Origin of the sequence: Aliikangiella maris, assembly GCF_040719265.1 — a bacterium.
GTDB classification, from domain to species: Bacteria; Pseudomonadota; Gammaproteobacteria; order Enterobacterales; family Kangiellaceae; genus Aliikangiella; species Aliikangiella maris.
Genome location: NZ_JBFDAH010000009.1, coordinates 26,004 through 52,177 on the forward strand (window position 1 = coordinate 26,004; position 26,174 = coordinate 52,177).

Below are 26,174 nucleotides of genomic sequence, written 5' to 3' on the forward strand. Positions count from 1 at the left end.
GTATCAAGGAGAGTATAAACTCTCCTTTTAGGCCGTTTAGGCCAAAGTAACGTTAACTAATAAAATTTAATTACTGGAATCAGTCTATGGCGGTCGGAAAAGAAATTCGTACCAAGATTGGAAGTATCAAAAATACTCAAAAAATTACCAGTGCAATGGAAATGGTTGCTGCAAGTAAAATGCGTAAAGCGCAGGATAGAATGGAAGCAACCAAACCTTATGCACAGAGAATCCGTAATGTAATCGGACACCTTGCTATGGGTAATACTGAGTATAAGCATCCATATATTATCGAGCGTGAAGTTAAGCGTGTTGGTTTTATTGTTGTATCAACTGATCGAGGTTTATGCGGTGGTTTAAATACCAATATGTTCAAAGAAGCATTGAAATCTATGCAAACCTGGCAAGAGAAAGATGTTGAAATTGATCTTTGTCTGGTGGGCTCAAAAGCAGGTGGATTTTTCAATCGATTTGGCGGTAATGTGGTTGCAAAAACTTCTCATCTGGGTGATGCGCCGACAGTCAGTGATTTGATTGGTACAGTTAAAGTAATGCTTGATTCCTTTGATGACGGCCGAATTGACCGTTTGTACTTGGTCCATAATGAGTTTGTCAACACGATGACACAAAGCCCAAGAGTTCACCAATTATTACCTGTTGAAAAGCAGGAGGAAGATGAGCTTAAGCATCACTGGGATTATATTTATGAACCAGATGCCAAAGAACTATTGGATGTTTTATTGGTTCGTTACATTGAATCACAGGTATATCAAGGGGTTGTTGACAATATTGCTTGTGAACAAGCATCTCGAATGGTAGCCATGAAAGCAGCGACTGACAACGCAGGTAGTATTATTGATGATCTGCAATTGATCTATAACAAAGCCCGTCAGGCAGCAATTACCCAGGAAATTTCTGAAATTATTGGTGGTGCAGCCGCGGTTTAATGTAACCGTGTTGCCCATAACAGAAATTTGAGTTAACGAATTTTAAAGAAATTATTAAACAGAGGAACAAACAATGAGTAACGGTAGCATTGTTGAGATCATCGGCGCTGTCATTGACGTGGAATTTCCACGGACTGATGTACCTAAAGTCTATGACGCTCTTAATATTGAAGGTAGTGAGTTAACCTTGGAAGTTCAGCAGCAATTGGGCGATGGTATTGTTCGTTGTATTGCGATGGGTTCTTCTGAAGGTATGCGTCGTGGTATGAAAGTATCAAATACCGGTGCACCAATCTCTGTGCCTGTTGGCCAGGAAACACTAGGACGCATCATGGATGTACTGGGTAATCCAATTGATGAAAAAGGTCCAATTGGTGAACAGGAAAGAATGTCAATTCACCGTAAAGCGCCCTCTTATGAAGAGCAAGCTGCTGCGAACGAATTATTAGAAACCGGTATTAAAGTAATCGACTTGGTTTGCCCATTTGCTAAAGGGGGTAAAGTTGGTCTGTTCGGTGGTGCGGGTGTTGGAAAAACCGTTAATATGATGGAGCTTATCCGTAATATCGCGACTGAGCACAGTGGTTTCTCAGTATTTGCTGGTGTTGGTGAGCGAACTCGTGAAGGTAATGACTTTTACCACGAAATGACTGATTCAAACGTAATCGATAAAGTATCATTGGTTTACGGTCAGATGAATGAGCCTCCTGGAAACAGACTGCGTGTTGCTTTGACTGGACTAACCATGGCTGAAAAATTCCGTGATGAAGGCCGTGATGTATTATTGTTCGTTGACAATATTTATCGTTATACTCTGGCAGGAACAGAAGTATCGGCACTGCTTGGTCGGATGCCATCTGCGGTAGGTTATCAGCCTACACTGGCTGAGGAAATGGGGGTACTGCAAGAGCGTATTACTTCAACTAAAACTGGTTCGATAACTTCGGTTCAAGCGGTTTATGTGCCTGCGGATGACTTAACTGACCCATCTCCTGCAACTACTTTTGCTCACTTGGACGCGACAGTTGTACTATCTCGTCAAATAGCGGAATTAGGTATTTACCCTGCGGTTGACCCGCTAGATTCAACTTCTCGTCAGTTGGATCCATTGGTTATCGGTCAAGAACATTATGATGTTGCTCGTGGCGTTCAATCAGTATTGCAACGTTATAAAGAGTTAAAAGATATTATCGCTATTCTGGGTATGGATGAGTTATCAGAAGATGATAAGTTAACTGTATCGCGTGCTCGTAAAATCCAACGTTTCTTATCGCAGCCATTCTTCGTTGCGGAAGTATTTACGGGTTCTCCAGGAAAATATGTCTCACTAAAAGATACTATTTCTGGATTTAAAGGCATATTAAGTGGTGAATATGACCACCTGCCAGAGCAAGCATTCTACATGGTTGGAACGATCGAAGAAGCTGTTGAAAAAGCTAAATCTATCTAATTTCCACCTGTAAACTGAAAGGAAATTGAATATGCCTTACACATTTCAGTTAGATATCGTTAGTGCCGAGAAATCAATTTTCTCTGGCACTGTCGGATCACTTGTTGCAATGGGTGATTTAGGCGAGCTGGGGATTACCCCTGGTCATGCGCCGTTACTGACTTCCCTTAAACCAGGTATGGTTAAAGTGACCGATCATGAAGGTAACGAGGAGCATTTTTATGTTTCTGGTGGAATGCTGGAAGTTCAGCCTCATGTAACGACAATTCTGGCCGACACTGCAGCTCGTGCTGATCATGTTGATGAGGCCGCAGCTATCGCAGCAAAAGAAGCTGCCGAAGCTGCAATGGCTGATCAAAACTCAGAAATCGAATATTCAAAAGCCGCAGTTGAACTGGCCGAGGCGGTTGCCCAATTACGCACTATTCAGGCAATTCGCAAAAAAGCAGGAAAATAGAATCGTTACGGATTAATTGATTCTAAAAAGAGGCGCTCTCAAAGGCGCCTTTTTGCTTATTGTAGTTATCTCCGCTCAAAGTAAATTCCCCGTAAAAATTAGAATCTTGAAATAAATCAGAATCTAGAGATAAACCAAAGCTCTCAAATAAAAGCCTACTCGCCGATTGATATAAAATTGTCTATTTCATTGCATTTTTTCAAACTTTTTATTTCGATGAGTCGTCTATAAAGTACAAGACTGTTTAAATGTTTGAGAAAGAATAATGAAACTCTCTGTAATTAAACCACTAATGGCGCTGATTGCCAGTATTTTAATGTGCTTGTTGTTTGCTCTTAATTTCTCTGGGATATCTCACCATTCGGCGCTATCAGCGGTAAACCCGCTTATTAAGATTGAAGGTCGTAGTGTTGTTGTTCAAATAAATGATACAACACTGCAAATCGATAGTACTCTAATCCGTCGTATATTTTAAGGCGAACCTTAACGAACACATAATAGTCCATCTTAAATATCGACAATTGAAAAGTGCTTAACATAAATCAATTCACAAGCCCCATTTCCCGTATCTTCACGAGTCAGTGAGCTTTTCCAGCGCCATCCATCATTGGCCTCAACTTTAACCAGACTGCCGGTTAATTGAATAATTTGGCCTTCTTTAACCCGGCTGAGGGCAAGTTTGATCTCGTTGTCTGCTGGAATCATGTGCATGTTTGCGCTGGAGGTTTCTATTTCTCGTCTAGGAATTGCAAAGTTTTTAGACTGCCATCGATACCAACGCCCCGATTGAGAAATATCAATTTGACTTAACACCGACTCATCGGACATTCTACCCCAACCAAGTGCCAAATCGACGGGAGACAAATCAGCCTCTCGGCCTAAAAAGTAAAACTCCTTGCTCAAAACTTTAGCGTTAATGCTAAATGAGGCCAGTTCGGTAATTAGATAGCCATCTTTATTAATGGGGGCTTGTCCGCTGGGTGGCCCCTGAAACGGGGGTAAAGGCGCTTTGACGCCTGGACCTAGCTCGGTTGTCATTTTAAACAGCAATTGCCAGGCGACTACTAAAAAAGAAATTAAAATTAATAGTTTTTTCATTAATCAAAAGCCAGTTAACTAAACGGTAAGGTTATTAACGCATTATTTTGCTATTTTATTCATTTAAATAGCAAATTTGTGATTAATCGATACAAAAATGTTGTTTATTAGTCACTCTATGAAAGTATTTTTAGCTAAAACAGTGCTTGTTAATAAGGCTATACCAAAGTTAATTTACGCTTAATGACAGATTTTCATCTAATCTTTAATAACCTTAGTGCGTCAATTCTTATTGGGGGAAAAATGCAAATAATAATAAATTTTAATTTTGCATGGCAAAAACTAAAAAATTTATACCGAAATCTTCAGCCTGTGGCAATTCTAATGTTCAGTGTGTTGATTGTTGGATGTCATGCAGTCGAACGAACTGCCCCACTTCAAAAAGCGCCTGAAATTATTGAACGAGAACCGACGGCGAGTCTTAGTAATCGTTATGCAGTACTCCGGCACTCACAATTATCCAACGTAGAATATCGACTAAGTTTGTTGCTTGATGCTGAAAATGATTTTTTTAAAGGGACTGTCACAATCGATATGGATGTTGCGGCTAATAATCGAGCGCCAATCACCATTGATTTTGATGGCGGTGAAGTTAGCGCGGTAATGGTAAATAATAAAAAAGTAGAATGGCAGTACAATCAATGGTTTATTAGTCTTGCTGCTAATCTATTTAGGAACAGTGAAAACAATACAGTCGTCATTGAGTATCGACGGCCTTATTCTACCGATGGCTATGGACTACATCGCTTTCAAGAACCTGAGTCGGGAGAAATTTATCTTTATTCTCACTTTGAACCTTACAAAGCGCATCGGTTATTTCCGCACTTTAACCAGCCCAATATTCGAGCACATTATCAAATTGATGTCGTTGCACCGAAACATTGGTCAGTGATCACCTCGGTGAGAGAAACTAAAATTGATTCACTGGCTAATTTTAATCATTGGCATTTTCCACGCTCTGAAAATTTTTCCTCTTATATTTTTCCACTTCATGCTGGTCCTTATCAGGTCTGGGAAGATAATAGCACCCATATACCACTGCGACTGTTTGCTCGAAAACAATTAGCGAAATATATTCATGTTGATGAATGGTTTACGCCAACCAAACAGCTATTTGCTTTTTTTGAAAAATATTTTGCTATTCCCTACCCATTTAAAAAATATGATCAGGTTGTTTCACCTGATTACAATATCGGTGCTATGGAAAATGTGGCCGCGGTTACCTTTAATGAACGATACGTATCGCGCAGTGAAAAAACTCGCAGTCAAAAGCAAGGGTTAGCCACTATCATAGCGCACGAAATGGCACATATGTGGTTTGGTAATCTGGTAACAATGGATTGGTGGAATGGCTTATGGTTAAAAGAAAGTTTTGCGACTTATATGTCTTATCTTGCGGTCAATGAAGCAACTGAATACAAAGAAAGCTGGGATAGTTTTTATGCCAACATTAAGCAGTGGGCTTATTCATCCGATCAAGCCGCGACCACTCATGCAATTGAGCTTCCGGTTGAATCAACTGACGATGCTTATACAAATTTTGACGGAATTACTTATGGAAAAGGTGCTTCGGTATTACGCCAGTTGCCTTTTTATCTTGGTGAAGATGTCTTTCGCCAAGGGGTAAGAAATTATTTAACAAAATATAGTTATCAAAATACGACCTTGTCAGACTTTATGAATGAGTTGGCTAAGGCTGCTCAAACTGATTTAACGCAATGGCAGCAGCAATGGCTTTATAAAGCTGGATTAAATACTATAAAAGCAGATTTCCAATGTCTCAATGGTACAATTAGCCAATTAAGCCTTTATCAATTTGCACCTGCTGAATTACCCACTTTGCGCAGTCAAAGAGTTCAATTGGCTTTATATCAAACTCAATCAAATGGCATCAAGTTAAACCAATTGATTCCGGTAATCTATCAAGGTGAAAAAACGCGTGTAGTCGAAGCCGTTGGGTTGCCCTGCCCCGATGCCATTCATCCTAATTATGATGATTGGGGTTATGTCAAGGTAGAACTAGACCAAAAAACCATAGCCACACTTAAACAGCATATTAATCACTTCCCTCTAGATAAAACGCGCTTAATGCTATGGCAAAGTCTCTGGGATTCGGTGAAAGATGCAAAAATGTCGGTTTATGATTTTATCGATTTTGCTATTAATAATGCTAATAGTCAGGATAGTATCAGCATAATCAATAATTTTAGCGAACATTTAATTTATAGCGCAGCTTACCTGAATAAGTTACCGACCAACTCGAATAAAAGCCTGACCTATTTAAAGAAAATAGAAACTTATTTTTGGCACCAACTCAAGCTGGCTAAACCTGCTTCGGATCGCCAGAGAGAAGCGCTTTGGCATGCAATTGGTGTTACCCAAAGTGAATCGGCATTGCATAACCTTTATGATATTTATCAGGGAAATATACAACTAGATGGCCTGACGATCGATCAAGATATCCGCTGGGCTTTGGTAAAAAAATTCAATCAGTTTTTGTATAAAGATTATCAAGAAATGTTTGAGCAAGAAACCAATAAAGATTTGAGCGACAAAGGAATGAATCAGGCAATTGTCGCCCAGGTGATAAGACCAGAAGAAAAAAATAAGCAATACTGGTTAGATATTCTGGTGAATTCACCAGAAAAATATAAATTAGCTACTGCTAAAAGAATTATGAATAATCTATTTCCGGTTTCGCAGCATCATTTACACCAAAAATTCAGTCAACAAATACTGCAACAAATTCCTCTGTTGGATAAAAAGGTCGAACAGGCATACTCGCGTGCATTTGCTGGTAACTTGATCCCCGAACTATGTACTAGCCAGAGTATTAAACAACTTAAAAAAGCTGAAAAAAATTATCAGCAGCTTAGCCCAAGTGTAAAAAAGGCGATTAAAGCGGCACATCTGAATGATAAAAATTGTTTCAAAATATTACAAAAACTAGCAGGCTGATTCACTATAAAATAATCCCTCATTTGCCTGGTTTCATCAACTCATCAAGTTAGTTCATCCCACCATTGTTGAGTTGATGAATTCAAATAATTAACCTGTGATCTACTGGCGTTAATTATTCGATTTAACTAGAGGCAAAATTTGTGAAGCTGCTTTTTATTATCTTCATCTTATTCATCAATATTTCTTACACGTATTCTAATGCCAGTAGTGATATTGTCACTTCTCAAAAATTTGCAAAAGTAAATCGTTATACCAGTATTGAAGGATGGCAGGCTAATGCTTATTGGATAGAAACCAATAGCAGCATTATTGTTATCGACACCCCTTTGCTTCCCCAGGATGCTCGACAAATGGCGAGTGCAATTCAACTGACCAATAAACCGGTAAAAGCTGTTTTTATCACTCATCCTCATCCCGATCATTTTGCGGGGTTAGCCGCATTAGAGGCTTCATTCGGTAAGTTTGATATTATTGCAACGGAAAAAACAGCAGCTCACATGTCAACAGGTCTAAAACAATTCTTAGCCAGTGGTTTTTCAAAACCATTTGGTGATTGTGTTGAAAAAAGATTTGTGCCCGCAAATAAAATTGTTAAACAAGATACTACGTTCAAATTCGATGGAATTGAATTCATACTAAAAGATTTGGGTCCAGGTGAAGCGATAGATAATGCGGTTGTCTATGTTCCACAAAAAAAGTGGTTATTTACCGGGGATGTGACTATGCACCACATGCATTACTATGTTGGTGAAGGTCGCTCAGGCAATGTTATTCAACAATTTAAGCAATTAAAAAATAATTTTCGAGATAGTTATTTTTTTCCTGGACATGGTGAGCCCGCAGGTGTTGGCGTACTAGATGACCATATTGAATATATTTCTTTTGTAAGAGCTTTGGTTAATCAAGCAATCAATGATAAAGCGAATTTAAATGAAGATAAAAAGCATTTAACCAAAAGTGCTCGCCAAAAAGTTGTTCAACAAATTCTTTCTCAATATGCTGGTTTAGGTGACTTTGGTTTGGATGCAAAAATGATTGTTGTTTGGAGTATATATGGTGTAGAGAAAGAGTTATTAACAATACAAAAATAATAAAAAATATTTGCCATAAATTTTACAGAAAGGAGAATAATGCTAATGTTTAATCCTAATATTGAATTAAATGAAACGCAAAAAATCTTGATTGGTGGCTTGCTGTATGATGCATCCAATCAGTGTTTATCAACGAAAAATGATACAATATATTTACGAAATAAATTAAATGAAGTACTTTTTCATATGGTAAAAAATAACCATCGAGTTGTTTCTAGAGAAGAGTTAATTCAAAAAGTTTGGAATGGCAATTATTATACCGGCGTGAAAGGGTTAACTCATAGTGTCTGTAAATTAAGAAAAATGTTTGTTGATTTAGGGGCAAGAGAAATAAAAATACAAACTTTTCCTAAACAAGGGTATTCCATTTCTTATAATTAACTGATACTCTAATGGAGTTTCTCGAATCTATCCGACCAAATTAAGCAACATTGCAAAATTTTTACATGAAACAATTTTAAAAATGCTGCTTAGTTTGGTTTGCTCTCCTATCATAATTGAATCTCCTTTCTTAATAAATTAATCTACTACCAAAGTAGTAAAAAAATTTTAACAATATATTTTATATGACTCTTTAAAATTTAATATTAAAGAGTTTCGGTTATTTTTTTGCAAAAACTAATAAGCTGAAAAAATATGATGAATGTAAAAAATACCACTAAAGCAGTAATCGAAATATATTGAATAGTTTATTCTCATTTCAATCAACTGGTAAATCGTTCAGACCTTTACTCCAAATTAGTTTGGTTACCTGCCAAATGTATTGGTTATATAAATAAATACTAATTTATAAAATGCCAACTATGAAACACACCATCGAAGCTAGATTTGATGAATGACTCTCTAAATTCAACAGCTCAATACCAAACGGTTTGACGGTTATCTGATATTTGTGTTAGTTAAACTTTAAAATATTACAAAACAGTGAATGGCTAGACGCTCCTATTCAAATTCGAGTAATATGATGCACCTTTTTTATTGGTTAGATAAAGAGAGCTTTATGATGAAAAAAATTATTGCAGTTGTTTTTACTTTGTTGACGGTTTCAGCTTGTGCGCCAGAAGTTGGTAGTGAAAAATGGTGTAAGAATATGAAAGAGAAACCCAAAGGGGACTGGACAGTAAACGAAGCAACTGATTTCGCCAAACACTGCGTTTTAAAATAATAATTAGAAGCTACAAAAGCAGAATAAAATACTGTTTATGATTTCTGCTTATTAATAAAGCTTATTATTATAATTTTTAAATCATTTCATTCAATTGACAAGGCTTTCTATATGGTTGATATAAACTATCAAGATACGCTTACCGACATATACACCAGATTATTAAAAAAAGATAATTATGGTGAGCCATCTGAGGCTTTTCCGGTGTTATCTGATGTGGATACCAAAAAATTTGGAATTCATATGACCACAATAGAAAGCGAAAATTTCTCTATTGGAGACGCAAATGATCGATTTTCAATTCAGAGTATTTCTAAAGTTCTATCGCTCACATATGCTTTAAACCTGGTTGGTGAAAAAATATGGCAACGTGTAAGAATTGAACCATCTGGTTCAGCTTTTAATTCACTGGTTCAATTGGAATATGAAAAAGGGATACCAAGAAATCCTTTTATTAATGCTGGTGCAATTGTTATTTGCGATATTTTGGTTTCAGCGCTATCAAATCCTAAGCAGGAAATGTTAAATTTTATTCGAAGTATTTCTGGTAATGAAAACATTGACTACTGTAAAGCGACAGCAGAGGAAGAAGAAAAATTTGCATTTCGTAACTATGCGCTAGCCAATTTTATGAAGAGCTTTGGTAATATTGAAAATAAGATCAGCCAGGTTTTAGAACTTTACTTTTATCTTTGTTCCATTAATTTAAGTTGCCAAGAGCTATCGCATACGTTTTTATATTTAGCAAACAATGGCGTCAGCCCGTTAACCAATTTGACGGTTGCCACACCAAGCCAAACTAAAAAAATTAATGCTATTATGCAAATGTGTGGTTTATATGATGAGGCTGGTGAGTTTGCCTATCGTGTTGGATTACCCGGAAAAAGTGGAATTGGCGGTGGTATTGTTGCTGTTCATCCTGGTAAATATGTTGTGACTGTTTGGAGCCCAAAACTTAACAAAAAAGGTAATTCTTATCGCGGAATTAATTTTTTGGAGATTATGACCACAGAAACAGAAATCTCTATTTTTTAGTACTGTTTTCTAATCGCGTATTTTAAGTTGAGGTTACGGAGTTCCACTCTATAAATAGATACAATAATGATTTTTTACTAAAATTACTCTGGTAATTTCTGGCTATTAATGGCTAACTGATATCATCAAAAATCGGAGTAACAGGATGATGAACGGTGGACAAAATAAACAAACTGAAAAATTAAAAAATAGTACATCTGAAAAACAAAACGATTCAGTTGATACCGATAGCCGAGGTCCGTCGATTTTTATTCCTCCACCATTGATAGTTTTTTGTATCATATTGAGTGGTTATGGTTTAGGGTTTTTATGGCCAATTAATATTAACCTTCAATGGCTACCCAATCTAGGTATTTTGTTATTTAGTATCGGTTGTTTACTCGCACTATTTGCCAGCCAACTTTTTTTTCGATTAAAAACCTCAATTGAACCTTGGAAGCCAACCAGCAAAGTAATTACACAAGGTATTTATCGATATTCACGCAACCCAATTTACCTGGCTTTCTTATTTTTTCAACTGGGTATCGGATTTTATTTCATTAAGTTTTGGATAGTGCTGTTGACGGCTTTAACCTTTTGGATACTCGATCGATTTGTTGTGAATAAAGAAGAAGTTTATCTCCAGCAAAAATTTGGGCAGGAATATTTAAATTATAAAAAGCAAGTTAGCAAATGGATTTAAAATCCTGACTAAATGATTAAAGCTTTTTTAGTTTTTGTATATGTCGAATAACTTCGTCTGCTTTTAATGGACCACCATGTCCCATGTAATATGAAAAACGGAGGCTTAACAGCCTCCGTCATTATTTGTTTTTTTGTATCACGTTTTTACTAATTCAAGCGATAAAATAAGACTAAACAATAATACTAATTGGGTGTCGCTTTAACGTTTATTGACGCGCCAGATACTGCACTATATCCATACACATCAATATACCAGGTATCTGCTGCTGGATTAGTAAAGCTACAACTTTCATCGTTCCCACTTTTATAAGGCCGACAATCATAAGCGCTTTGTGTTGACTGGCTCCCTTTGCGTACATAAAGATCGGCATCGCCAGTGCCACCAGACATAGTAACAGTCAAGCTAGAGTAGCCTGCTGGTAATTCCTGGGTGTATCTTGCCCAACTACCTTGTGCAACCGAAACATTATTGATGGTGCGATCAATGAGTTCGCCATTAGGTGGGTTAGTTGTACCACCATCATAACTACCAGTTAAAGTAAGCCCGGTAAAGCTGCTGTAAGCTTTAACTCTCACATAATAAGTACCGCCAGCCTGAGATCCAGTACAAGACTCATTATTTCCACTCAGGTAAGGTCGACAGTCATAATCGGTATCACTGGGTTGAGATCCAAATTTTACATAGAGGTCGGCATCACCAGAACCACCACTGGTTTGAATTTTAATATTTGAAGCGTCTGCTGGAACTGTAAAGGTATATAGCTTCTCTTGACCGGTACTGGCTGAAATCCCCGTAACAGGAACACCATTTGTCAGTTCACTACCTCCTGGTGGGGGCGGTGGGGGTGTGGTTCCTGAATCTGCTGCATTAACTGCCGCTGGAGCGTCCAGCAAGCCTGCACCACAATTATTGGTATTACAACTTGAACTGCTACCAAATGGACGTGCTGATTGCTTTAACTTTTGCTCAACTTCTGTGGGCGTTAAGTTTGGATTTACCGCAAACATCAGTGCAGCAACGCCAGCAACATGGGGCGAAGCCATTGATGTCCCAGCATACCAGGCATAGTTATCGGTGCTCGGTGTTGTGCGGCCGGTGTTAAGTGTTGATAAAACCCCTACACTATTACCTGACTCACCACCTGGTGCAGCAATGTCAATTAGCGAGCCATAATTTGAATAACTTGCGCGATTCCCATTTTTATTGGTTGCAGCAACCGCAATAACACCGGGGCAGTTAGCTGGTGTAAAATTTTGGACATCGGAATTACTGTTTCCAGCTGCAACGACAACAACTGCACCATTAGCGCGTGCTGAATTAACCGCGTTTTGTGATGTTTGACTGCAAGAGCCTTGTCCGCCAAGACTCAAATTAAGAACCTTAGCTGGGTTAGGGTTGGTTGGTACGCCACTGACACTGCCGCCAGCAGACCAAACGATTGCATCTGCGATGTCAGCCATTGTACCACCACATCGACCGAGCACTCGAGCTGTCACTAATTTAGCCTGATAAGCAATACCTGCAACTCCAACACCATTATTACTTTCTGCAGCAATAGTACCCGCTACGTGTGTACCGTGCCATGAAGAATTGGTTGCTCTTGGGTTACCACACACATTCGCTGCTTCAATCCAATCGCCTTCATCAGATGCATCGGAGTCACGGCCATTACCATCGCGAGCAGTTGTTGAGTTTGATATAAAATCGTAACCACCAATAATATTGTCGGCAAGATCTTGGTGCAGACGATGGCCAGTATCGATAACTGCGACAGTCACGCCTTGACCTTTTGATTTGTCCCATGCTGGTTCAACATTGATGCCCACACTTGTGCTGTTGTAGTGCCATTGCTGTGAATAGCTAGGGTCGTTTACTGTGGCAACCGCATGCATAATTAAATTAGGTTCGGCATATTCCACATTAGGATCTTGTGATAATTTAAAAGCTAAACGTTCTAATTCATCTGCCGATAATCTTTTTTCAGTTTGTACGACTTGTGCATCAAATGCATTGAAGCGATGATGGGTTAATTTTACGCCCAAGCTGTTAGATAAAGCCTTCATTGCCGACGTAGAAGATCGTTGTGACATCATTTTTGAAGCACTTAGGCCGTTGCTTTGATCCTTCCACTTAATAATTAAGCCTTCGCCTTGTTGTTGGATTTGACTTTGATTTTGAGGATCGTTCGTGACTGCACTGACTAATTGATTGTTTGCCAGTGTATAGCTTGAACCCATAGCAATTAGAACTGTAGTGACTATTCTTTTTAGTTTCATATATATACCTGTATTATGTTATATCGTATCATTTAATTGTTAAATAGAGATGATATATCAAATCATTTTAGTGATATGTTTGTTATAAATTGCATGTAGATACTGCACGTGTTCCCGTCTAGATGCCTGAAAAATAATATTGACTTAATCAACTTTTTGCAAATTAAAAACCGTGCAAAGCGCACATAATTTTATTGTTAATATTACCTGTGATTTTTTTTGAGTGAATAAAAAATGAGTTTGAATACGTCAATTGACGTATCCGAATTTAAAAATGCTACCGTAATGAATTGGATATGCTAGATGGGTTTCACTTTAAATAAGCCAACTTCAACAGAGGTTACTTCGACACGTTGTCCTTTATTAATGGATTGAATATTGAATGCCGGATCAATCTCAACGCGCCAATTGATTCCCGAATAGGAAGTTACAACAGAATCAGTAGAAGAGATGGTCTCTTTTAATACAAATTGATAACCAATAATATCACTACTATTATCTTTGGCGACGGGCTCATTGTTTTGTAATTTCTTAAATGGTTTCCATAAAGCAACCGTCAGCAATCCCGAGTTAATACCGGTACCAGCGAATCCTGCGATCCAGGTTTCCGGTAAAATACCAAATGACATTAATCCACCAGTCAGTACACCACCCAAACCAGCAAATAAAAATATACCACTGACAAATCCGGTGATGACTTCAATGGCTAATAGCACAAATCCTAAGACTAACCAAAACTCTGCCATATGTTGAGTGATGTATTCAGTCATATTTATCTCCCGAATGAAAACATTAATAATTATTGCAATTGCTATTCGCTAAAAATGTTGTCGCTATGAAGTGACATTTTTATTAGCGTTTAGTGTATTAATTATTGTCATTGCTTCAGCAACGACGTTAGCTGGGCTGCTATTACCATCGGGTAATAAAACAACCGTTGACTCTTTAGCGATTTTTTCCTTGGCAATAATCGCTTTATCTGCCAGTTCGAGTTGAATCGCTTTTTGTCCTTCTGCGGTATTAGCGATTTGTCCAACGGTTTCCAGTGCTTTGGCTTTTGCATCGGCAACTGCAATAATGGCTTCTGCTTCACCTTGCGCTCTTAAAATTTGTTCCGCCTTGTCCGCTTCTGCGGCAAGAACTTGCGCTTGTTTATCACCTTCAGCAACGTTAATTGCTGACTGTCTTTGTCCTTCTGATTCTAAGATCGTGGCGCGCTTCTCGCGCTCGGCTTTCATTTGACGCTCCATCGCATCGAGAATTGTACGTGGCGGTTCAATATCTTTTATTTCATAACGCATAACCTGAATGCCCCAAGGTTCTGACGCAGCGTTAATTGCATTGACAATATTGACGTTCAAGCTTTCACGTTCTTCAAAGGTTTTATCTAAATCAATTTTACCAATTTCACTACGCATTGTTGTTTGTGCTAACTGAGTGACCGCATAAACATAGTCATCGACGCCATAAGATGCTTTATAGGGGTCAAGTAGTTTGATATACAGCACGCCATCGACAATTAATGAAATATTATCTTTAGTAATGGCTGATTGGCTAGGAACATCATAAGCATGTTCTTTTAAGGATTGATCGTAAGCGACTTTGTCAATAAACGGGATTAAAATATTCAAACCCGCAGTCATTGATTTTTGGTACTTACCAAAGCGTTCAACAACATAAGCTCGGTTTTGTGGTACAAACTTTACAGAAGACTTGACTAAAATAATGATTAACAGTGCCAGCCCTGTCCAGAAGTTGAAAATAATGTTCATTAGTTCATTGATATCCATTATTAATTCCTTAATTTGTTACGGGTTAAGGTAGCAGAATATCAGAATTCACCAAAAAATAAATTAAAATCCAGAGGTAAAACACAAATGAATTCAAATAAATATTAATTAACACTTTAATCGGATTGAAATGATTTTTAATTGAAATAATCAACTTACTGAGGCGTTAGATACTGTTTTAATTATCAAAAATACATAGTTATTGCCGCACTTTTGTATAGCTACTACCTCTCCTAGAGATTTTTTTGTAATTAGTTCAAATATCCCGTTGAGAACATCTAATATTATTGAGTATCTCAGCTTTCTGAAACTTGCTGATATCACACGAAATGATTGAAGTTTTGATAGCTTGAAAAAGACTAAACAACATTAGTGAAAACAGCTTATACAAATAGCTAATAAACAAAATAATAGTTTTCACTTTAATAATAATCGACCAATCGGGCCATTCTTTAAGACAAAAGTCCATAAGTTCTAACGAGGAGAGAACTGATGAAACCGTTAGTTGAACAATCATTAAAACGTATTAAGGATGTAACGCTGGCACAGACGCAAGGGCGCAGTATTGACCATTTAGCGGCAGATCTGGCTTGCGTTCAAGCAATAGCGCAAGCGGCAGTTAATGTTGAATTATTTACTATACCTTTATACATGACGGCGCTGTATTCCATTCAAGGTACACATCAAATTAATTCGAAAAACAGTCAACTTTATACCGGACGTTGGTGGCCAGGTTCTGCTCCCTCTGCTGGTGAAAAGCTTACCGTTAATCAACAAGTTTTTAATAAAGTTTATAGTGTTTTTGTCGAAGAAATGCTGCACTTACAACTAGCGGCTAATATGTCAAATAAACTGGGTATTACGCCAACATTTACTAGCTTGGCACTACAAACTGAAAATTTTGGGTGGCACTGTTATAACCAAGGTGGTACTACTATTCCTCATATTCTCGATTTTACAGACTGGAAAAAACAGCACACCCCCGATTTAAGTCATCTGACTGTTGAGTTAAGAGCGATGAATTCGCAACAGGTTGAGTTATTTTTGGCCATTGAAGAAACCCAAGAAAGAGCTGAGGAATTTTTAAATAATCCAGTTATTGAAATACCCGGCTATGGAACGCGACTTAAATATTTTGAGCCTGCCCCATTTAATTGGTTTACCGCCAGTATGGATGAAAGTGACTTACCATTATTTGGCTCAATTGGTCACTTGTATTTATGTTACTGGAGTTATCTTGAAATTCAATATAATGATGGTACTTCACTATTATCACGGTTAACCAGTGTTCAGCGGGATCAATTTAATAACACACCTGCCAGACCCTGCGCACAATACCCGGGAATTGATGCCACACTGAATGAATCGATAGATGAAGACAAACTTAAACTGCAATTAATCAACAATATTGACGCGATTACCAGCCAGGGAGAAGGTCAGGAAGTCGCTCAAAATATCATAACAATTTGGGGACATAATGAGCCTGGTTGGGCAAAGGGATTTTTACAGCAAAAACAAATGGCGGCTAACGAGTCAAATGCTCAAGATGGTGAAGTGCTTAAAAAATATCAACCTAGTGCTACTGCGTTAAAAGCAGATTATCCAGGCTATGATGACAACGGACAGCCAACGCCTATTTCTGGCAGTGCGCAGGCGAGAATTGAGGGAGCAGCAAAAGATCATTTTGCCTTATTTAGTGAAGTACAGGCACTGATTCAACATGCTGACTATTTGACTTGGGACAAATGGCACCAGAAACATCCAGAAAATCCGTGGCAGTCGAGTATGTTAGGCAAAGATGGTGCTCCTAATTTACCATCGACTCAAGAAGTGGCTGATGCGTTAAATCGACTCAACACACCAGATAAACAAGCACAAACCTATCAAACATTAAGTCAGTCTGCCGTTGGTACAATCAAGGGAATTACTACTCAGTTGAATCGATATTGGCAGGATAGAATGGTGGAGTTTCCCTCTCCCGCAATGGGGGGCTCGGGGGATCGTGTTTCTATTTGTTGGGCTGTCACTGGAAAAGTACCCGATTTAACACAAGGTATTGGCACGCAAAATTCTGAAACCTTATACCATGCTTGCCAAGGTATGGCGTTATATGGCAACAGCGATAATACTTGTGCTGATGTACTGACTTATCATAGTTGCAAAGGTTCAAATGAATGTAAAACACAAGGTGGCTGTGGGTTCGTACAGAGCGCTAGTGGTGGTGGCAGTTGTAGTTCAAGTGCTGCAAAAGGTTTAAAAAGTGCGCCCGCTGATAACCTTTGCGGTAGCTTGGGTGGGTGTGCGGTACCCATTTCTGCGTCTCAATTATTCCCAATTCAAGATGACGACGAATATCAAATGCAATTATATAAATTTGCCGGTCCGCCCAATTACAAGGCCACCAAAATAAAATGGCAAGGGCCTGAAGGAGAAAAAGACGCTATGCCATACAAACCTGGTGATAAAGTTTACGATATTGCCTGGCAAGCCTACTGTATGGCAAAAGGCCTGGTTAAAGTAGAGGAAAATATGACGAAAGATAACGAAGTTGAATTTCCAGAGCCGCCTAAGCCTAGTGATATTCGATTAGCCATGCCGCCTTCGACTTGATTGTTTTGTGATCAAGTAATGTATTTAACGGTAATAGAACCTGAGGAAGTATATCAGGTAAGTAAGAGGGTAAAGTTTGAATTGTCGAATAAACGCATCTCACTTAAGTGAATCAAAGCCAGTTCGATTAACGATGAAAAATCTTGGATTTGGCGTGGGGTTAAGGACACCCCACTTTCCTTATTTAATGAGTCATGATGATTTACTGGTGGACTGGTTTGAAATAATCAGTGAGAACTTTATGAGTAATTACGGATATGCTCGCCATGTTTTGCAAAGAATTACCAAGCAATATCCTGTAGTCATGCATGGCGTTTCTATGAATATCGGTAGTCATGAAACACTCAATTGGTCTTATCTGGAACAGCTTAAAGCACTCGCAGACTTTGTTAAACCAGAGTGGATTTCTGATCATTTGTGTTGGACAGGTGTTGCCGGCGTAAACAGTCATGATTTGTTGCCGTTACCGTTAACGGAAAGTGTACTTGAGCATGTCGCTTGCCGAGTGAATAGTGTTCAGGACTTTTTAAAGCGACCACTTATTTTAGAAAATCCTTCGACCTATATAGAGTTTCAGCAGAGTGAGTTAACTGAGTGGGAATTTTTAAGTGCACTGGTTGAAAAGACTCAGTGTGGCCTATTGTTAGATGTTAACAATGTTTATGTGTCAGCACATAATCATGGCTTTTGTGCCGTAGAGTATATTAATAACCTGCCCCACCGTCATATTGTTCAATTACATATTGCCGGGCCTACTGATGTGGGCGATTGCTTGGTAGATACGCATGACCACCCAGTACCCAATGAAGTTTGGGCACTTTATTCATTGGCGCAACAGCTTACTGGCGGAGTTGCTACCTTGCTGGAATGGGATGCGAATATTCCAGACTATGTAGACCTGGTAACTGAACTGAATAAAGCAAAAGCGGTATTGTCGGGTGAAACACCTGAACCTGTTGAAATTATGGTTGATGATGCCATTAGCAAAGTTGTGTCGACCCCTATTGTGATTTAACAATCTAAGGATATTTACTAAACAGGATGATAGAGACGAAATGACATAAGATGCGGTCACTTAGCGATTTGGCTGACCAGACTTAAAAATAATAACGAATGATGAATAATTCAATATGAAAAGCCATTTATCAAAAGCCGCACTGGCGCAAATACAACACTGGATGACCGAAACATTAACGGTTAGAGGTAACTTGTTTGAAAAGCTAACTGCTGCTAAACAGGCAACTGGATTATCGATGAATGAAGCTATTCGGATTCGTCCAGGTGTTAATCCGTATCGTCGCCTGGATGTTTATGCTGCTGGTTATGTTATGCGCTTGTTAGATTGCTTGAAAAGTGAATTTCCATTATTAATGCAGTTTATGGGCGAAGATATTTTTGAAACTTTTGCTAAGGCTTATATTGTTTCAATTCCATCTGAAAACTGGAGTTTATATTCGCTTGGCGAAAAATTCAGTGACTTTTTAAAAGATACCCAACCTAACTTTTCTTGTCTGGATTTAGAGCAAGCGGCATTTATTGAGCTGCCTGCACAAATAGCAAAATATGAACGTGCCAGAGCAGAAGTTGCGTTAGCCAAAGGACTCGAAGGTAAACAAATTGATACACAGGCATTTAGTAGTTATCAGCAGCTACTGTTTAGTGAGCAACAACCAGTTAAAATAGCTCCTTGTGTTAGAAAAATTAAACTCGAGTATCCAATTTTACATTTAGTCGAACAAATTGAGCAGCTTAAAGATTATGCTTTACCTCAACGAAAAACTCACTATCTGGCAATTACACGTGAAAACTATCGATTGGTGAATATTGCTTTAGAAGATTGGCAATATTATTTTTTGCAATACATTGAGCAGCCAACGGTACTTAACAAAGCGATTCAATTCACCGCTAAAAAAATAAACCTTGCTAGTAGTGAAGTTTTAGCAAGGTTAATGATTTGGTTGCCAACGGCTATTTCACAGGTATTAATTGTTGATGCTGAATCGAATAAATGATGTTAACCATTTTTGAAATTAGTTATTATCTTAAAATCTTTTGGCCACCAGTTAACCCTTAAATAAAATTGTGTGAATATCAAATTTATTAATCTCACTATAGTGTGTCAGGTAATTGCTTTGGCCAACAAATCTGTTAATTCAAAAAACTTAGAGAGTATCAATGAGTAATTATCCAAATATTGATTATGGTCCTTTATCTTGTTTAATTGGGCAGTGGCAAGGCGATAAAGGTGTCGATGTTGCGCCCGAAGAAGATGGCACCGATACCAATGCTTATTATGAAACAATTCATTTTGAGCAAGCCAGAGATCTGGATAATGCTGAAGAACAGGAATTGGTGGCGGTTCATTATCATCAAAAAGTATTCAGAAAGCGCGATGATAAAATGATTCATAATCAAACAGGATACTGGATTTGGGATAAAGCAACTCAAAGTGTTATTCACAACTTTGTTATTCCTCGTGGGATGGGGGTTTTAGCGCATGGTAACTACCAAGTGACGACTGAAAGTGCCAATGAAAATATCAATGAAAGCACCAAGCTGACCGTGACTGCAAATATTAACGATGAGTATTATGGTTTTACGCAATCTCCTTTTTTAATGACAAAAGCAAAAACATTGAGTTTTACACAAGAATTAAATGTCAACGAAAATCAATTAACTTATCAGCAAACAACTCTGGTGGATATTTATGGGCGTGAATTTGAACATACAGACACCAATCAGCTCTCAAGAGTTTGATTGGGTTTTTCAGGTTAATTGCGGCTAACTAACATGATTGAGCGTTGTGGGTTGGCACTTCAGTTTAGTACTAACAGGTATTGTAATTAATCATTATCGTCACTGTTCATCCAGGTTTAGTCGCATTTCAATTAAATGACGACTAAACCCCGATTTCTCATAAGCACGAATTGCGCCGGCATTTTCGTTATACACTTGTAATCTAATTTCTTTAAGTCCTTTACTGCGACTCCATTGAATTAATCCATCGGTTAATAATTGATTGACCCCTTGTCCTCGATATGCTGGTTTAACAAACATAAAACCAAGAAATGCAAATTGTTGATATTTTAAGTAAGTTTTTGCTTGCAAGACTTTTGCGTATCCAGATGCGATAATTTCTCCAGCATTTTCTGCAACCAGTACTTCTGAATCTTCAGCACGAATCATTTCCCCAATATCATAATAGCTAATTGGCGATTCTTTTAGACAAGGATCGAAAGGTCGCTCAGCAGCAATAATGCCTTGTTCGAAAGTAAGCAAAATGGGGAGATCTTCTATCACTGCCGAGCGTATCGTAAAATTTGTAGGTATCATCAATTTATGTTTCATCGATTAAGTAGTTGTAATAAATAAGCTGAGTGTATGTAAACCCGCACAAAAAGACTAATTGAAAATAAACATGTCAGGTAATATTCCATAAATTTATTATGGGTAAAAGTGACAAAAATATAAACAAAGTGGTTATTTAAATCTAATTCGTTGGTTTGATTCAAATTAAATTGGTATCTGTAAGCAATATAAAATGTCGATCAAAAGGTGATCAATATCAACTTCTATTTATTCTTTAACTTTAACTTAAGAATAATACTTGATTTACCTAAATAATAATGATTATCATTTGTTTGCTGTTAGTATTGGTTTAAAAATTTGCGATAAAAGTCGCTGCCATTGATCATTGAATGGGTTAAAAAACAGTTTGTTAATATTTATCTGGCAAACTTGTTACATAATTAATGTGACTAAAATTACCAATTTTTTAATGGTCTTTCTAAATAACAATCTCAATTTGGCGACAGTGTTATCTGTATTCAAATTGAATTATCAGATAAAATTTATCTGAAACAAGAGTAAATTGACCAATCAAACAGCGCAATTTAAGTATCGTTTAATAACACTTTTTAATTTAGGGATAAAATCGATAATTAAAATTATCGAGCGAATAGATTCTTTTACTACAGAAATGACTTAAATCCGAATTAACTGTGCTTATTTTGGTGTTAAGGAATAAGAAGGAGTTTAATAATATGTCTTTAAAACAACCCATGCCCAATCAAGTCATTAGCCGGCAAAATAACTTTAAACTATTTTGGATTGTTTTGTGCTGTCTGACTTTTCATCCTATTGTAAATGCGGTTGAAGAAAGCGTTAAACAACCGCGTTTGGAAAAGCTGGTTTTATCTGGTCCAATAGTATCTGTTTCTCATCCCTTTATTAAGATGATTAAAAGTCATGCGCTAAGTGATGTTGCTAAACAGGTAGAGTTTAAAGTCTGGAAAAATCCTGATCAAATGCGAGCTTTAACTTTGCAGGGAGACGTAGACTTAATGGCAATGCCAACTAATGTGGCGGCTAATTTATACAATAAAGGTGTTGATTTAAAGCTGCTGAATGTTTCTGTCTGGGGAATGCTTTGGATGATTTCTCGAGAAAAAGATCTCACCAAACTGAGTGACTTTAAAGGTAAAGAAATTGCCATTCCCTTTCGCGGAGATATGCCTGATATTATTTTCAATACACTGAGTAAAGCCTCAGGATTAGAACCTGAAAAAGATTTCAAACTCAAATACGTCGCTTCGCCATTTGATGCAATGCAATTGTTGGTAACTCGACGTATTGATCATGCGCTGTTGGCTGAGCCGGCTGTTTCAATGGCGCTGCGCAAAGTACAAACTTTTCCATTAAGTACTGTTGCGCCAGATCTTTATCGTAGTGTTGATTTACAACAAGAGTGGGCCAGACTGCTTAAGCGTGCGCCACAAATTCCACAAGCTGGTATAGCAGTCATTAATAACAAATTATCCGATAAAGTTATTCAACGTTTCAATGAAGAATATCAAAAAGCATTGCAATGGTGTCAAACATTTCCCAAGTTGGCTGGTGAAATGGTTGCACCAGAAATCGAAATGCTCACCGCAGATGCGGTAATGGATTCAATTCCTGTTAGTCGATTAAATGCGGTTGAAGCACTAAAGGCTAAACCTGAGCTACAGTATTTTTATCAGCTGTTATATGACAACAAACCCGCTTTAATTGGTGGTAAAATGCCAGATGATGCTTTTTATTATTCGACCAAGGCCATTCAAAATCAGGTTTCTCAGTTAGCCCAATGAAAGCACTGATTAATATTATGCGAGGAGTGCCTCGCTACCTCTGGAGTGGCTGGGGTGCACTTTCGAGTATCTTTTTACTGATTGCGCTTTGGGACTATGCTCACCAGAGTTATGGGCAACTTGTTCTGCCAGCACCTAAAGACTCATTTATTGCGCTTTGGCAAATGTTTCAGCAAGGAGATACTTGGCAAGATATTCAATTAACTTTTAAGCGGGCCATTTTAAGCTGGGTTATTGTGGTAGGGTTTGGTTCTGTTATTGGCATGGTCGCCGGATTATTTGTGACTACATCAATGATGACGCGACCTCTGATGACAATTTTTATGGGAATGCCGCCTATAGCTTGGATAATATTATCAATGATTTGGTTTGGTATGAGTGATACCAGCGTAATATTTACAATAGTCGTGGCTGCGTTTCCATTAGTATTTATCGGTGCCTTACAGGGAACTCGTACACTTGATAATGACTTGCGAGAAATGGCACAAAGTTTTAATGCATCACGCTGGATGATGTTAACCGATGTCTATTTTCCGCATTTATTTTCTTATCTGTTTCCTTCCTGGATTACCGCGCTTGGGCAAAGCTGGAAAATTGTTGTAATGGCTGAATTATTATCAACAAATAATGGTGTTGGCGCGGCTTTAGCGGTTGCAAGAACACAACTGGACACGGTCACTGCGCTTGCACTGGTTGTTATTATGGTTGGCTCTTTGCTGGTTGTAGAATATTTATTACTTGAGCCTATCAAGCGTGAAGTTGAACAATGGCGTAAATAAAGGAATAAAACCTTCGTGGAAAAGCTGAATATTTTACAAACCAAAGATTTAAATTACAGCTTTGGACCCAATCAAGTTTTAAAAAATATTAATATTTCTTTGAATAAAGGCGAAGTGATTTCGATTGTCGGGCCGAGTGGGTGTGGTAAAACGACTTTATTGAGAATTTGTGCCGGATTAGTTAAAACAGCAAATTCCGCGATTATCAATACGTTTCACTCCTGCTCTTTTGCCTTTCAAGATGCACGATTGTTACCATGGCAAACTGCTCTCGATAATATTGCTTTTGGACTTAAAGCTCAAGGTATAGGTCGTGACGAGAGACAGCTTAAAGCCACTGCAATTGCTGAGCGCTTTAATCTAACAATGCAAGATTTAAAAAAGTTTCCACAAGACTTAAGTGGTGGTATGCGACAACGGGTTTCTTTTGCTCGTGCGTTAATTACACAACCAGATTTACTGTTTTTAGATGAACCTTTTTCTGCCCTGGATATTGGATTAAAAAGAGAACTGCAACAAATTTTGATTGAGCAAGTTTGCCAACAACGTTTGTCTGCTTTTTTTATTACTCATGATTTAATGGAAGCGGTTTTAATGAGTCATCGAATCTATGTCATTTCAGGAAGCCCTGGAGAGGTGACACAGCAGTTTTCAATTCCACTGAACCAACTCAAACGTGATGATGAGTTTGTCTACCAAGAGACAGCAAAGTTACTCAACCATCCTGCCATTATGCGCTCATTTGAACTTGTTATCAGGAAAGAACATGCTTGCAATTAGCTCGATTCAACCGTGGCGTGATTGTTTCGATTATCGATCTGCCGTATATGTAGAAGCTTTTCGTCCATTTTTTATCTTTATACCGATTTATCTAGTGTTGTCGATTGTACTATGGGCACTGGTCTGGTCGGGGTTTTGGCAAACCGCTATCTTTGAAAATATACTAGTCTGGCATATTTATGAAATGCTTTTTGGTATTGGTTCTGCTGGCATGGCTGGTTTTATTCTTACTGCTATTCCTGAATTTATAACCGGAACTAAGCCGGTTGTTGGGAAAAAATTATACTATCTATTTTTATTCTGGTTAGGTTGTCGTTTTGCATTTTGGATGATTGATTGGCTCGGTGTAACTTTCGTTGCCCTTGTTAATTTATTATTTACTTGTGTTGTGATTTACTTTATCGCGCAACCGATAATTAGTGATTTTAATCGTCGTCATGTTTCTTTGCTATTGAGTTTTTTAAGTATTGTCGGCGTACAAGTGCTGTTTTACCTGTCATTAACTGATTGGTTAGACATCGATTTTCTAGCGATCAGCCAATTATCTTTAGGTATGGTAATGATACTGATTACGCTAGTTTTGCTTCGCGTGAATATGGGCGTAGTGAATCGTTGGTTGCAACAACAACAAATTGTCAGCGCATTTGTTGTGCGTATTCCTGCATATTCGATTAGTGTTTTTTTAATTGCCCTTTATTCTATTGTTGAATACTTGCTACCTTTTAATAGCATTTTAGGTTGGTTAGGTTTTGCGGTTGGTGCTTCAATCTTAAATCTACTCAATGATTTTGTGATAGATGATGTGAATTTGTTTAGATCACCTCACGTTGTTTTATTAACAATAATTTTCGTATTAATGGCTTGCGGATACTTTTTTATGGGATACGACCATCTTAGCCATCAACTGCAAGCAGTTAATCATTTCAGACATTTTTTAACGACCGGTGTCTTTGGCTTATCATTTTTTGTAATAATGTCGATTGTTACAACTTTGCATACTGGCAGACCATTAGCAATTAATAGTGGGACTATTTTAGGGGCGCTTTGTATTTTGGTTGCGACCATGATGCGTGTGGGTATCGCTTGGTGGCCGGAGTTGTCAGCCAACTTGTACTTTTATTCAGCATTAATTTGGGGTGCTGCATTTATTATCTATTTGCTAACATTTTTCAATTTTTTGACAGAACCAAAGTTAACAGAGTTCAAGTTATCAGAATCCATGTTAACAGAATCCATGTTAACAGAATCTAAAGTGACACACCCAAGAAGACGCAATGATTAATGAAGATAATTTAATACGCTGGCAGAAATTAATGAGTGCTTTACAATTGCCCGCGAATCAAGATGTATTTAACGATATTATTAAAGCATATAACGAAAAACATCGTTATTATCATAATTTTTCACATATTGCCGCAACGCTTCAACATTTAGATAAGGTTCAATCCCTGATTGAAAATCCTGAGTTGGTTGAACTTGCGCTGTGGTTTCATGATGCTGTCTACGCCCCCTTCTCTTCAACAAATGAGAGAGACAGTGCTGATTGGGCTGTTCAGTTTTTACAAGATAATCAAGTGGATTATCAGCGAATAAAAAAAGTTGAATCTTTAATTATGGTGACACTACATGATACACAAAATACCGCCGAAATCATGAAGGTTGATGAGCAGTGGATGATTGATATTGACCTTGGTATTTTAGGTGCACCCGAAAAAGTCTATCAACAGTTTGAAGATAATGTAAGAAAAGAGTATAAACGTGTCCCTTTGTTTATTTATAAGCGTAAACGCCGTGAAATACTCAAAAATTTTTTACAACGAGAAAATATTTACAATACTGCAATCTTTCAACAAAAATATGAAGATATTGCGAGAAAGAATTTATTAAGTGCTATCGAGAAGCTGAATTAAAGTAGATCTTA

General features: G+C 37.8%; 24 protein-coding genes. 19 read left to right on the forward strand and 5 right to left on the reverse strand.

Annotation, left to right across the window (positions count from 1 at the left end; genetic code table 11):
* The first annotated feature begins 86 nt into the window (after positions 1-86).
* The 4 genes from atpG to ABVT42_RS10215 all read left to right on the forward strand — a co-directional run bounded on the left by atpG (position 87) and on the right by ABVT42_RS10215 (position 3,329).
* Entirely contained in the window at positions 87-947 is an 861-nt protein-coding gene (gene atpG, locus ABVT42_RS10200) for a F0F1 ATP synthase subunit gamma (RefSeq protein WP_353897075.1), read from the forward strand.
* A gap of 73 nt (positions 948-1,020) precedes the next feature.
* Entirely contained in the window at positions 1,021-2,397 is a 1,377-nt protein-coding gene (gene atpD / locus ABVT42_RS10205; protein WP_353897074.1) for a F0F1 ATP synthase subunit beta, read from the forward strand.
* A 31-nt stretch (positions 2,398-2,428) separates the two neighbouring features.
* Positions 2,429-2,854, forward strand: a complete 426-nt coding sequence (locus ABVT42_RS10210) for a F0F1 ATP synthase subunit epsilon (protein ID WP_367023755.1) — start codon at positions 2,429-2,431, stop codon at positions 2,852-2,854.
* A 265-nt stretch (positions 2,855-3,119) separates the two neighbouring features.
* A complete protein-coding gene (locus ABVT42_RS10215) occupies positions 3,120-3,329 on the forward strand; it encodes a hypothetical protein (RefSeq protein ID WP_353897072.1) in 210 nt (69 codons plus the stop codon).
* 32 nt (positions 3,330-3,361) lie between these two features.
* Here ABVT42_RS10215 and ABVT42_RS10220 read toward each other — a convergent pair whose 3' ends face one another.
* Positions 3,362-3,952 (reverse strand): hypothetical protein, encoded by a 591-nt coding sequence (locus ABVT42_RS10220; RefSeq protein WP_353897071.1) that lies wholly within the window; start codon positions 3,950-3,952, stop codon positions 3,362-3,364.
* 243 nt (positions 3,953-4,195) lie between these two features.
* Here ABVT42_RS10220 and pepN point away from each other — a divergent pair, with 243 nt between their 5' ends.
* The 6 genes from pepN to ABVT42_RS10250 all read left to right on the forward strand — a co-directional run bounded on the left by pepN (position 4,196) and on the right by ABVT42_RS10250 (position 10,886).
* Positions 4,196-6,910, forward strand: coding sequence for an aminopeptidase N (gene pepN / locus ABVT42_RS10225; RefSeq protein ID WP_353897070.1), 2,715 nt, complete (start codon positions 4,196-4,198; stop codon positions 6,908-6,910).
* Between the two features lie 143 nt (positions 6,911-7,053).
* Complete coding sequence (locus ABVT42_RS10230; RefSeq protein ID WP_353897069.1) at positions 7,054-8,004, forward strand: MBL fold metallo-hydrolase; 951 nt, start codon at positions 7,054-7,056, stop codon at positions 8,002-8,004.
* Positions 8,005-8,049: 45 nt separating this feature from the next.
* Positions 8,050-8,385, forward strand: a complete 336-nt coding sequence (locus ABVT42_RS10235) for a winged helix-turn-helix domain-containing protein (RefSeq protein ID WP_353897068.1) — start codon at positions 8,050-8,052, stop codon at positions 8,383-8,385.
* Positions 8,386-9,004: 619 nt separating this feature from the next.
* Positions 9,005-9,169, forward strand: coding sequence for a DUF3012 domain-containing protein (locus ABVT42_RS10240; protein ID WP_353897067.1), 165 nt, complete (start codon positions 9,005-9,007; stop codon positions 9,167-9,169).
* A 111-nt stretch (positions 9,170-9,280) separates the two neighbouring features.
* Entirely contained in the window at positions 9,281-10,204 is a 924-nt protein-coding gene (locus tag ABVT42_RS10245) for a glutaminase (protein ID WP_353897066.1), read from the forward strand.
* Positions 10,205-10,349: 145 nt separating this feature from the next.
* Positions 10,350-10,886, forward strand: coding sequence for a methyltransferase family protein (locus ABVT42_RS10250; protein WP_353897065.1), 537 nt, complete (start codon positions 10,350-10,352; stop codon positions 10,884-10,886).
* Positions 10,887-11,071: 185 nt separating this feature from the next.
* On the opposite strand, the gene ABVT42_RS10255 is transcribed toward ABVT42_RS10250, so the two are convergent.
* The 3 genes from ABVT42_RS10255 to ABVT42_RS10265 all read right to left on the reverse strand — a co-directional run bounded on the left by ABVT42_RS10255 (position 11,072) and on the right by ABVT42_RS10265 (position 14,937).
* Positions 11,072-13,165: a S8 family peptidase gene (locus ABVT42_RS10255; RefSeq protein ID WP_353897064.1), complete on the reverse strand. Its 2,094-nt coding sequence runs from the start codon at positions 13,163-13,165 to the stop codon at positions 11,072-11,074.
* A 299-nt stretch (positions 13,166-13,464) separates the two neighbouring features.
* Positions 13,465-13,935 carry an NfeD family protein gene (locus ABVT42_RS10260; protein ID WP_353897063.1) on the reverse strand — a complete coding sequence of 157 codons (471 nt, stop codon included), beginning with the start codon at positions 13,933-13,935 and terminating at the stop codon, positions 13,465-13,467.
* 63 nt (positions 13,936-13,998) lie between these two features.
* Positions 13,999-14,937, reverse strand: coding sequence for an SPFH domain-containing protein (locus tag ABVT42_RS10265; RefSeq protein ID WP_417281480.1), 939 nt, complete (start codon positions 14,935-14,937; stop codon positions 13,999-14,001).
* A gap of 510 nt (positions 14,938-15,447) precedes the next feature.
* On the opposite strand from ABVT42_RS10265, the gene ABVT42_RS10270 reads away from it, so the two are divergent.
* The 4 genes from ABVT42_RS10270 to ABVT42_RS10285 all read left to right on the forward strand — a co-directional run bounded on the left by ABVT42_RS10270 (position 15,448) and on the right by ABVT42_RS10285 (position 20,322).
* Positions 15,448-17,565, forward strand: a complete 2,118-nt coding sequence (locus ABVT42_RS10270; protein WP_353897061.1) for a ferritin-like domain-containing protein — start codon at positions 15,448-15,450, stop codon at positions 17,563-17,565.
* A 76-nt stretch (positions 17,566-17,641) separates the two neighbouring features.
* A complete protein-coding gene (gene bufB, locus ABVT42_RS10275; RefSeq protein ID WP_353897060.1) occupies positions 17,642-18,580 on the forward strand; it encodes an MNIO family bufferin maturase in 939 nt (312 codons plus the stop codon).
* A gap of 115 nt (positions 18,581-18,695) precedes the next feature.
* On the forward strand, positions 18,696-19,577 hold the full coding sequence (locus ABVT42_RS10280) for an HvfC/BufC N-terminal domain-containing protein (RefSeq protein WP_353897059.1): 882 nt from the start codon (positions 18,696-18,698) through the stop codon (positions 19,575-19,577).
* 163 nt (positions 19,578-19,740) lie between these two features.
* Positions 19,741-20,322: a heme-binding beta-barrel domain-containing protein gene (locus ABVT42_RS10285; protein ID WP_353897058.1), complete on the forward strand. Its 582-nt coding sequence runs from the start codon at positions 19,741-19,743 to the stop codon at positions 20,320-20,322.
* A 99-nt stretch (positions 20,323-20,421) separates the two neighbouring features.
* Here ABVT42_RS10285 and ABVT42_RS10290 read toward each other — a convergent pair whose 3' ends face one another.
* Positions 20,422-20,898: a GNAT family N-acetyltransferase gene (locus ABVT42_RS10290; protein ID WP_353897057.1), complete on the reverse strand. Its 477-nt coding sequence runs from the start codon at positions 20,896-20,898 to the stop codon at positions 20,422-20,424.
* A gap of 710 nt (positions 20,899-21,608) precedes the next feature.
* On the opposite strand from ABVT42_RS10290, the gene ABVT42_RS10295 reads away from it, so the two are divergent.
* Genes ABVT42_RS10295 through ABVT42_RS10315 form a run of 5 tightly spaced genes read left to right on the forward strand, consistent with a single transcriptional unit; the run spans position 21,609 to position 26,163 of the window.
* Positions 21,609-22,694: an ABC transporter substrate-binding protein gene (locus tag ABVT42_RS10295; protein ID WP_353897056.1), complete on the forward strand. Its 1,086-nt coding sequence runs from the start codon at positions 21,609-21,611 to the stop codon at positions 22,692-22,694.
* A complete protein-coding gene (locus ABVT42_RS10300; RefSeq protein ID WP_353897055.1) occupies positions 22,691-23,473 on the forward strand; it encodes an ABC transporter permease in 783 nt (260 codons plus the stop codon). The genes ABVT42_RS10295 and ABVT42_RS10300 overlap by 4 nt, the downstream gene beginning before the upstream one ends.
* Before the next feature lie 15 nt (positions 23,474-23,488).
* On the forward strand, positions 23,489-24,253 hold the full coding sequence (locus ABVT42_RS10305) for an ABC transporter ATP-binding protein (protein WP_353897054.1): 765 nt from the start codon (positions 23,489-23,491) through the stop codon (positions 24,251-24,253).
* On the forward strand, positions 24,240-25,535 hold the full coding sequence (locus ABVT42_RS10310; protein WP_353897053.1) for an NnrS family protein: 1,296 nt from the start codon (positions 24,240-24,242) through the stop codon (positions 25,533-25,535). Before ABVT42_RS10305 ends, ABVT42_RS10310 begins: the two co-directional genes overlap by 14 nt.
* 31 nt (positions 25,536-25,566) lie before the next feature.
* Entirely contained in the window at positions 25,567-26,163 is a 597-nt protein-coding gene (locus tag ABVT42_RS10315) for an HD domain-containing protein (RefSeq protein WP_353897052.1), read from the forward strand.
* The last annotated feature ends 11 nt before the right edge of the window (positions 26,164-26,174 follow it).